Origin of the sequence: Acinetobacter sp. WCHAc060006 (assembly GCF_004209135.1) — a bacterium.
Taxonomy (GTDB): domain Bacteria; phylum Pseudomonadota; class Gammaproteobacteria; order Pseudomonadales; family Moraxellaceae; genus Acinetobacter; species Acinetobacter cumulans.
This window is the reverse complement of the sequence record NZ_SGSS01000061.1, coordinates 1-4,928: the sequence shown is the minus strand read 5'-3', so window position 1 is coordinate 4,928 and position 4,928 is coordinate 1. Positions and strand designations below refer to the sequence as shown.

Genomic DNA, 4,928 nt, shown 5'->3' with positions numbered 1-4,928 from the left:
ATAGACATGTTTCATCAATTTTTTGAAAAAACTGACCTAGTGCAATCTGTTCATCTTCATTTGGGAAACTAAATTCCATTTCTTTAAACATTGCCGTAGTAATCTGATTAATAGTAGCGCCTAGATTTCGACTAACAGCGACATCAAACAGATTTGTATCAAATAAAGCATTAATGAAATATGGATTAGACGCTTTCACTCCTGTCATAAAAGCACCAATAACGGTATTTTCCATTTTTTCATTGATAACAGCATGCTTACCTATAAGGTTTCTTGAACCATTTCTGACTACAACTATAATGTCTCCAACTTCAACATTCTGAACATTAATGGCTTCATTATCTACATATACATTATTTTCAGTAACAATCTGATTATCATGTACGTTTGATGATCTTAATACTAAAGTTCCATTTTTATCAGTAATGTCATTTGGTGAATAAGTTAATCCACTAAAAAACTCTACTTCATTTTCTAATTTTTTCTTTTCCCAATCCCCACTAAACCCTTTTAAACGAATTTCAGGACGCTTACTCCCCTGTTTCGGAAACATTTTTTCTAACATCGCTTTTTTAAAGTTTTGGGTTTGAGCTAGTTTTTTTTCATGTAATGCAATGGACTCATCAAGGTTTTGGAAGAAGTTACCTATTTGCCCTTGTTCTGTTTTATCAGGAATATTAATTTCTATCGCATGGATTGCTGAACTTGTAAGACTAGGAACACCCGTCGAAGTATTATGATGGCGCCAATTAATTTTTTGAAAAATCGAATATACGAAATATCCTACTACTTCTGAAGATAATTCAGAATAAAATAAAGTATCTACAGTCCAAAAGGGTGAATTCATATAGTACGGCTTATCAATCGTACCTTTTCGACCAATAAGTACACTTTCTTTATCATAAAGTGCTGTATTTGTTCTGCCAATTTCACCACCAGTAGCTAAAATTGGATAGATACCTTTTTCTACTTCAACATTCTTTTGAGACATACCACTTTTAATTTTGAGTATGTCCTCAATAAGTTTGGAATCCCATAATCTATCAAATTTTTTAAATCTCACTTCAGGGCATTTTTGATTTTCCACATTACACCCCTTTTAACAATGCTTGAAACTGAGCCAAACCTTGCATATCAAACTCATCACCTGTTAAGTCATCAATCAAGTCTGCAAGGCTATGCTCTGCTTCTGTCAGCTTCTGCGTAGTTTCCGTATAGGTTACTGCATACTTATCTGCTAATGCCTGTACCGTATCAGTCAAATGCTCAATCACTTCATTCGGCAATGCCAAAATCGCAGAAACAATCGGTTCAACCCACTTCGCTTCTAACAATGCTTTAACTTGAGCATCTTCTAAAGCTTCAATGGTAGATTTGGTTAAAAGATGCAGTACAGTTTCGTCTTTACTAATCTGTGCTTTTAACTCTTTCTCTTGTGCAAGTAATTCATCGACCTGTACCAAAGTTGCCTCTAAACTGCCTTCTTCAAAACTAAAGCCTGAGCGCAATTGCTTTAAATACGCTTTAACTTTTGGTGCCGCATAAGTACCGTCTTTATTCGCTTCAATATTTGACCATTGCACTTCTGCATGGTCTTTTACAAACTGCTCTTTTGGGGGCTTTTTAGGCTTTGGATCTGTAGCTAAAAACTCAAGATACTCATTGAGTGCCACAATTTCAGGCGTTTCAATTTCGGCATACGCTTGCTTCAAGGCTTTAGCAATTTCAGCAGGCACAAAGGCATCATTGGCTTCATTTAACAATTGCTCTTTATCTTCTTCAGATAAAGACTCCATCAAAGACTCAATCTCTGCACTGTCTTCTGCAAGTTCACGCTCTTTGGCTTTTAATGCTTCCAACTCTTTAGACAATAAACGCTGCTGTACAAGATCAAATGGCAATACATAGCCTACCCAACCTTCTTGTACTTCATGCTCTTTACCATCTTTCTTTTTAATCACGATATTTGGATTAACGATTTTGGCAGCATCCAAACCTTCAGATTGAATAATCTCCAAATCACCTGCAATACCTTGCCATTGGTCATCTAAAGCTTGGTAAGCCTGATATTTATCCACCAATGGAATATCAGCTAAACGTTTAAATATGTCTTTACTTAAAACATTTTCTTGTTGAGCAATATGCAAGCTTTGCATTTTGCCAATGAGTTCGCCTTTTAAGTAATCCTTAAAATCAGCAAATGCGGTATTAAACTGAGTCACAAAGCCCTTCACATCTTGATGGCTGTGAATCGCTTGGCTAATTTCAGTTGTCGCCAAATTCACGTAAGGCGTATCGCTTTCTGTAAATAAGTCTTGGCGTAATTGTGGGAATGCCTTCCAATATGCACTGTGCGCATCAATTTCTTTTTTCGGAATACCGCCAAACATCGTGGCATAGATATCCCATGTTTCAGCCGTTGCTGAAGAGTCTACATAACGAGGAATATTCAGGTTGTAGCCCTGATCCTGAATTTCTTTTTGCGTCACTAGACGTGAGAACTGCTCAACATCTTTACGCTCAATCACAGCATCGACAATTTTCTTAATATTCGATGCTTGAAGATGGTTGTTTTTACCGAGCTTCACAAAGCCTTTAGATGCATCAACAATCAACACGTCTGTAGTTGGACGTTGTTGTTTTAAAATAAGGATGACCGTTGGAATACCTGTACCAAAGAAAATATTGGCAGGTAAACCAATAATCGCATCAATGTGGTTTTTCTTAATTAAATTGGTACGTATACGCTCTTCTTCACCGCCACGGAACAATACGCCATGTGGTAAGACAATCGCCATAATGCCATTTGGTTTTAAATGATATAAATCATGCAACAAGAACGCATAATCCGCCTTAGTTTTAGGGGCTAAACCGAATTCTTTGTATCGAGGGTCTGCATCTTTATTTGCTGGATCCCAGGCTTGTGAATATGGTGGATTCGATACCACTGCATCTACATAGAGTGGTTCGTAAGTATTGATGGGATCATTGTCTTCAAAAAATGGCCAGTCATCTTCTAAAGTATCGGCATTTCTCGCCACAATATTGGCAGGTAAAATACCACGCATCACCAAGTTCATACGGGTTAAGTTATAGGTATTCTCTTTTAATTCTTGTGCGTAGTATTTGATTTTATTGGCATCATTGACATGCTTCGCCACAGAACTACCAATATTAATCAGCAATGACCCCGAACCACTTGTTGGATCGTAAATTTTGATTTCAGGCTGGTCTTTTAAATGATGCGCAATAATTTCAGACATGAGGACTGAAACTTCGTGCGGTGTATAGAACTCACCTGCTTTTTTACCTGCATTGGCAGCAAAAGACCCAATTAAGTATTCATAAATGAAACCAAGCACGTCATAGTCTTGCTTGTTATTCATTGGAATGACTTTGATCAGTTGCAACAAGTCACTGATCGCTTTGGTCTGGCTATTTGAGTTATCGCCTAATTTACTTAGACCTGTCTCTAATGTCTTAAAGATGCCATCAAACACTTTTTTGTGAGAGCTATGAATGTGACGTGAGAAAGCGGATAGCGCATCACGGACATCAGCAACGGTAAAGTCTAAGCCTTTATTGAGCCATGTTGAGAACAGGTCATCATAAGCAATGAAATAACCGATACCATTTTTAATAAATTCTACGGTTTCAGCATCTTCTTCTGTCAGTGCTTCAATATCTGACTGTGCAAAGTCATTGGCTTCTAAAAAACTTAATTCTTTATCAGAGAGAAACTTGTAGAACATGAACCCTAGGATATAGTCTTTATATTCATTCGCCTCAATCTTTGAGCGCATTTTATTGGCTGATTCCCAGATTTTAGAAGCAAGTTGTTGTTTGTTCATAGGGTTGTCTACAGTTCTTAAATAAGGTTAAAGCCTTTAATGACCAGAAGGCTTATGATGCCTGTATTTTCGTTGATTTGGGGGGTATTCTCAATAAGAACCGTCAAATAAGAAATATTTATAATTTTAAAGTGTTTTATAATTCATTAAATTTAATATAATATTTTCATGCATTTAACTTGAATAATACTCACAATATGGCAACTTTAGAAAAAAACTTAGAAATAGCAAATTTAGTATGTAAATTTGGGGATCACAATTTATTAGACTTATATAAAGAAGTTGTGGAGCCTTCATTTTTCAAAAACAAAAATCGAAAAGCTGGCAAAAGTAATTTCTATTTTGATGAAGTTTCATTGGTGAATCTAGGTGACGATATCCTAGGGGAGAAAAATACTCTTGCTTTAGTTGGCCGATTTGTTAAACAGACCAAACTTGAACGTGAGCAGTATCGTGATGCAGCTGGAAAGTTAGTAAAAGATAAGAAAAAACTTGATTCGGCACCTTCTGCGATTTTTGCTTTAATTTTAAACAACCATAGATTACTTTATGCTGCTGAAACGAAATATGCTCCAACTCCAGAAAATTTTAGAAGTACATTGTCATATTTTTTAAGAAATGAACAAATTAATTATAAAGATAGTTTACCGAAAGAAGAAAGAAATCCCTTTTTAAAAGAATTCCCAATTGTTGAGCTGACACTGACTCCGCTGACCAACCAAAAAACTTTAAATGAGAATATATACTTATTCAATAAGTTGAAAAAAGTTACATTTATTCTCAATGATCGTAATTCTGAAATTGATGGAGAGGATATGTTCCGTCAAATGCAAGAAACTTCAGATGAAGCCGGAGGTCAAGGAAAATTTGAAATTACTAATAACAAAGGTTTAAACCAAAAAGTTATTGCGAAAGAAGCTAATAAAGCAACTATACAAGGCAACCAAAATATTATACTTCTTGGTACTGACGCCACTGGAAAAAAATTAAAAATTGACAATGAAGATGTTAAAATTCAAACAACTATTGATGTCGTTCAAAATAATATTTTTGCTACCGTTGTACATATGTTTTCAG

General features: G+C 35.6%; 3 protein-coding genes. 1 reads left to right on the top strand and 2 read right to left on the bottom strand.

Translation table 11 applies throughout. The features are described 5' to 3' along the window. Positions 1-1,087: restriction endonuclease subunit S (locus tag EXE29_RS17000; protein ID WP_130125676.1), on the bottom strand; the 1,087-nt coding region annotated here is incomplete at its 3' end. Between the two features lies 1 nt (position 1,088). Next, entirely contained in the window at positions 1,089-3,851 is a 2,763-nt protein-coding gene (locus EXE29_RS16995) for a type I restriction-modification system subunit M (RefSeq protein ID WP_120365104.1), read from the bottom strand. 197 nt (positions 3,852-4,048) lie between these two features. Between EXE29_RS16995 and EXE29_RS16990 the strand changes: the two genes are divergently transcribed. Then, positions 4,049-4,928, top strand: an 880-nt coding sequence (locus EXE29_RS16990; RefSeq protein ID WP_120365105.1) for a hypothetical protein, incomplete at its 3' end; no start/stop codon positions are given.

What these genes read in the sequence shown, in the direction of transcription:
- EXE29_RS16995 (WP_120365104.1), bottom strand. Translation starts at nt 3,851, where the DNA reads ATGAACAAACAACAACTTGCTTCTAAAATCTGGGAATCAGCCAATAAA.